Annotated in this window: 5 protein-coding genes and 1 pseudogene; 2 read left to right on the top strand and 4 right to left on the bottom strand. The window is 45.4% G+C overall.

Going from position 1 to position 4,906, the window contains the following annotated elements; translation table 11 throughout:
- Together QZ735_RS15205 and QZ735_RS15200 are read left to right on the top strand one after the other, a co-directional pair.
- Positions 1 to 590 (top strand): annotated as a pseudogene (locus tag QZ735_RS15205) (MFS transporter); the annotation flags it as partial.
- Between the two features lie 351 nt (positions 591 to 941).
- Positions 942 to 1,703, top strand: coding sequence for a phosphatase PAP2 family protein (locus tag QZ735_RS15200; RefSeq protein ID WP_294250014.1), 762 nt, complete (start codon positions 942 to 944; stop codon positions 1,701 to 1,703).
- Positions 1,704 to 1,741: 38 nt separating this feature from the next.
- Here QZ735_RS15200 and QZ735_RS15195 read toward each other — a convergent pair whose 3' ends face one another.
- The 4 genes from QZ735_RS15195 to QZ735_RS15180 all read right to left on the bottom strand — a co-directional run.
- Positions 1,742 to 1,951 (bottom strand): hypothetical protein, encoded by a 210-nt coding sequence (locus QZ735_RS15195; RefSeq protein WP_294250012.1) that lies wholly within the window; start codon positions 1,949 to 1,951, stop codon positions 1,742 to 1,744.
- Between the two features lie 168 nt (positions 1,952 to 2,119).
- Positions 2,120 to 2,482: a response regulator transcription factor gene (locus QZ735_RS15190; RefSeq protein WP_294250010.1), complete on the bottom strand. Its 363-nt coding sequence runs from the start codon at positions 2,480 to 2,482 to the stop codon at positions 2,120 to 2,122.
- Entirely contained in the window at positions 2,472 to 3,986 is a 1,515-nt protein-coding gene (locus QZ735_RS15185; RefSeq protein WP_294250008.1) for a PAS domain S-box protein, read from the bottom strand. The genes QZ735_RS15190 and QZ735_RS15185 overlap by 11 nt, the downstream gene beginning before the upstream one ends.
- A 203-nt stretch (positions 3,987 to 4,189) precedes the next feature.
- Positions 4,190 to 4,906: HAMP domain-containing sensor histidine kinase (locus tag QZ735_RS15180; RefSeq protein ID WP_294250006.1), on the bottom strand; the 717-nt coding region annotated here is incomplete at its 5' end.

Here is a 4,906-nt window from a genome sequence, read left to right as displayed (position 1 = left end):
TCCTGAAAGAATATGAATCCATGTTCAGGGCAAAAGACTTTTTCTACGGGATGCTCATGTGCGGGCTAAGCTACTCGATGATCATGTTCTTCAATTTGTGCGGATCTTTTATCATTGAGCATAAGATGGGGTATTCCGAAGTAGTGGCGGGCTATGTTTCCCTGATTCTCGGTTTTGCCTGGATGACCGGCGGTTTTCTCGGCAAGGCGCTGATCCGTAAAGCGTTTGTACCTAAGATCCGGTATGCCAACTTCATCCAGCTGCTCCTCATTATCCTGATGCTGGGCGCTTCTTACGCGGTGAATTCCATTTACAGCCTGGTTGCCTTTGCTTTTGCCATCCATGTAACAGCCGGATTTATTTTCAATAACTATTTTTCGTACTGTATCGGCAGGTTCCCGGATTCTGCGGGAATGGCGGGAGGTCTTACCGGCGGCGTGGCCTTTATCATCACTTCGGCCGTCAGCTATGGGATCGTTGCCGTTATCAGGCCCCAGATGCAGCTGGGGGTAGCGGAAGGCTATCTGGTGCTGGGGATTCTTGGGCTTTTTGTACTGAGCCTGGTCAAGCTGAGGAAAGCACACGGATAGGGAGGCATATAATGGGAAATGAATTCTAAGTTCATATGAATCCTGACACAGGCTCCCGGCCGGCAGTAAATTATTATCAACCTCACAGGTTCAAAACCTGTGAGGTTTTTATTAGCCCGGATAGAAACGGATACCCCACAGCGGAGTGGGAAAGCGGGGCGCGGAGGGACCCGGCAGCGGCGTGACCGGAAAACGCCGGCGCGAGGAGTATGAGTGGATAGCCGGATCAGGCTCCTGAAAAAAGTGGCTGCCCTTGTATTTCAAACCGGCACTCCATAACCGGCCGTTATTAAAAACAGAAGGACAGAATCTGAAATAAATTTTTTAGATTTGATGCTCAAATTGTGATCTATGAAGCTATTGAAAAGCTTACCCGCTTTGTTATGGTGTTCCGTAATCTTACACGGACAGGCAAAAACGGATTCTGCAACCGAGAAGTCTGTTAATAAAGATGCTGTGTACAGTCCGGGATATAAAAAACTGATTGTCCCTGCTGTTTTGATTGGTTACGGAGTCGTAAGCCTGACTTCCGATGCCCTGAAAGACCTGAACAGATCCACCAAATACGAGATAGGAGAACACCAGCCCAGGCAGATCAGGCTGGATAATTACACGCAGTACCTGCCGGCAGCTATGGCCTACGGATACCATCTGGCCGGCATCAGAGGCAAACATTCTTTCAGGGATAAAACTGTTATTTACGGAACTTCACAGCTGATTGCGGCGGCTGTTGTGCTGCCGCTGAAGCATGCGGTGAAAGAGGAGCGGCCCGACGGTTCCAATTCACTGTCTTTTCCATCCGGACATACGACAACCGCATTTTCATCAGCCCAGTTTCTATTCCGGGAATACAAAGACGAAAACATCTGGCTGGCCGTTTCGGGATATCCGTTTGCTATTTTTACCGGAGTTTACCGTACACTGAACGACAAGCACTGGGTAAGAGATGTGGTAGCAGGAGCAGGATTAGGGATCCTGAGCACTGAGCTTGCTTACTGGCTGTTCCCGTTCATCAACAGGATACTGGCCGGAAAAAAGGCTGCTTATACGGCCTTACTGTATCCGCTGGCCACACCCGAAGCTCTGGGAGCAGGAGTGATCCTGCATTTTTAAGAACAAACGGTAAAGGAAATAATGTTGATCAGTACAGATTACCGTTGCGTATTTCTTCCTGCGGTGCGGTAATGATTCCCGATATGTACTGCGGCTGAAATGACGAAAGACTTGATAAAGGACCAGCAGAGTATCTCATTGAACCGGTTTACCGTTAAAGCGGTATCCGTATAAAAATTGATTTCAATAGCCAGTATAAATACAGTTAGTGCAAGGGCGGCTGCCATGATCATTCCCAGTGTTTTCATGCTTATTTGTTTTTAAAAAAATTAACCCTGATGCAGCAGGATGCGGGCGAGCGCTGAAGTAAAGCTTTCAGGCAGAATACCGGTTTATTTATCACGTGTAGGCATAAGGAATAAACCTGCCATTCCGCAGTCTGTATTACAGAGGCAATGCCTGAAGATTGTATACAATCAGGCCAATAATTTGTTGATTTTTAAAATAATATCGTCAAGGTCAAACGGTTTTGCTACAAAGTCATTAGCACCGGCATCAGAGGCAATATCATTGCCGTCCACACTTGCTGAAAGCACAATGACCGGGAGGTCTTTGATGCCTTCGGTTGTCCGGATGGATTTTAAAACCTGGTCACCGGACAGCAGCGGCATCCAAAGATCCAATAAGATCAGGTCCGGAGCGTGGTTCTGGATCTGTTTAATAAGATTGGTGCTGTTGATTTCTGTAAATACAGTGAAACCTTCCGTTTCAAGAAGCATCTGCAATACGTCAAGTATACCCTGGTCGTCATCACAGACGATGATTTTCTTAGTGTTCATTCTCATCATTTTTCATTATTGGCAGTGTGAAGCTGAAAGTAGACCCTTCCCCGACTTCACTTTCTACCCAAAGTGTTCCGTTATGATTAACCACAATTTCATGTGAAATATAGAGGCCGATGCCCAGGCCAGGAAATTTCTTCTGGATATCGCGGGCCCTGAAGAATCTTTCGAAAATTTTATTTTTGTCCTGTGCACTGATGCCCATTCCGTAATCCTTGACAGAGATTTTTATGAAATTTCCTACCCTGCTCATGTAGACCTCCACCTGGTCTGATCCCGGCGAATATTTAATGGCATTGGATATCAGGTTATTGATGACCTGCGAGATCTGCAGCTCGTCGCCCATTATCACTGCCTTTGTGGTACCCGACAGGGAAATGGTATGGTTGGGAGTAGCCAGCGACAGGTTCTCGATGGTATCTTTAATGGTTTTGTCAATATTAAACGGCTCTTTATGCAGTTCTATATTTCCGGACTGGATTTTGGAAGTATCCAAGAGATCGGAGATCAGGATGTTAAGCCGGTCGACATAGATGCCGATTTTATCCAGGGTCTGGTTGAACTTCGCAGTAGAATTCTCAGGAGCCATACGTTGAAGAAGCTGGACCAGTCCTTTGATGGTCGTCAGCGGTGTTTTCAGTTCATGGCTTGCAATGGAGAGAAAATCGTCTTTCCTTCTTTCGGTTTCTTTTTTGTCAGTAATATCCTCAATAGCAATCAGGATCCGGTCTTTGTACTGTCCTTCGAATTCTATGCGGTAGGCATTAAGCAGCATTACCTTTTTACCGATATGGGGGAAATTATGCTCTACTTCATAATCAATGACCGGATTATTGGTAGGAAGAATTTTCATGAGAAGCTCCTTGAGGGTTTCTATGTCCCACTGATGGTTTCCCAGCTCGAAAAGGACTTTCCCTACCGTGTCCTCATTGGTTACCTTAAAAGAGTTCAGAAAATGGTTATTGGCACTCAGTACCTTATAATCAGCATCCAGAACAAGAAGGCTTTCCCTCACCGTCTGTATGATGCTGGAAAGGAAAGACTCGCTTTCCACGAGTTCCTTGGTACGTTCTTTTATCTTTCTCTCTACGGAGGATTTTTCTTCCCGCAGCTCGTGTTCCGCTTTCTTGCGGTCGGTTATATCATTCTGTACTCCAATGAAATGGGTAATCTTTCCGTCGTCATTTTTAACGGGAGAAATATAAAGTTCATTCCAGAAGAGGTTTCCGTTTTTCTTATAATTCCGTATTTCAACCTTGCACTCTTTTTCCTGGACAATGCATTCCTTGATGTATTCTCTTTCGGGCTGCGATCTGTCCTGGGACTGCAGGAAACGGCAGTTATGGCCAATGATTTCATCATAGGTATAACCGGTCATGGTTTCAAAAGTTTTATTACAGTAAATGATGGGATTGTCGGGTTGGGTATTATCCGTAATGATAATCCCTGAGTTAGCTGAGTTCAGTGCCTGAATATAAACGTCAATGTTGTTATTCATCATAGTATAGCTGTTTTGTAGTGCCTTCCGGATCTTGCAGTTTTTATAACATTGATCTGCAAATATGAGGAAAAGCATAAAATTTTGCAAATTTGTGTGGTGTTTACTTACACTCAAATAACATGCCTTGGTGATTATTTAGATTGATTATTAAGTAACTGGTTTACGGTCAAATATTTCTGTATCCGGAATTTTTACATAAATTTTTATTCCGGTAGGGCTGAGGGGAGGGTAAACCAGAACGTACTGCCTTGCCCGGGGTAACTCTCCACTCCGATTTCGCCGGCATGCCTTTTTATAATTTCCGATGAGATATAAAGCCCGAGGCCCAGCCCTGAATATTTTTTGCCTTTGTGGTTGGCCCTGTAATACCTGTCGAAGATATAGGGCTGGATCGCAGGGTCTATACCGTCTCCGTTATCCTTGACACTGATCCGGACATAGCTGTCCGCCGGCTCTATATTTAAATAAATATCCCTGGAACGGGGTGCATATTTGACAGCATTGTTTACAAAGTTGACGACCACCTGTTCAATGCGGTGCTCATCAGCAAAAACCGTGGCTTCTGCATTTCCGCTGATCATCAGGTTGTATTTGCCGGCAAAACGGATGTCATTGCAGCAGTTCTCGAGCATCCTGTAGACATTGAAGCTTTCCTTTTCGAGCTCCAGCTGGCCTTCGCTGATGCGGTGCATATTGAGAAGATCGTCTACCAGGGCATTCAGTTTTTCCATACTGTTGGCTGCCTGATCTACCAGCCGGGGCAGCATTTCATGGTTCTGCTTTTCCTTCAGCCTGCTGAGCAGCTGTATGGTAGCTTTAAGGCTGGTAATGGGTGTTTTCAGCTCATGGCTGGCAATTCCCAGGAAATCGTCTTTCTGGGCTTCGTAATTTTTTCTTTTGGTGATATCCAGGGTTACGCC

Source organism: uncultured Chryseobacterium sp., from assembly GCF_913776365.1.
Classification (GTDB): Bacteria; Bacteroidota; Bacteroidia; order Flavobacteriales; family Weeksellaceae; genus Chryseobacterium.
The sequence above is the reverse complement of the archived record's forward strand: the minus strand, read 5'-3'. Positions and strand labels throughout refer to the sequence as shown.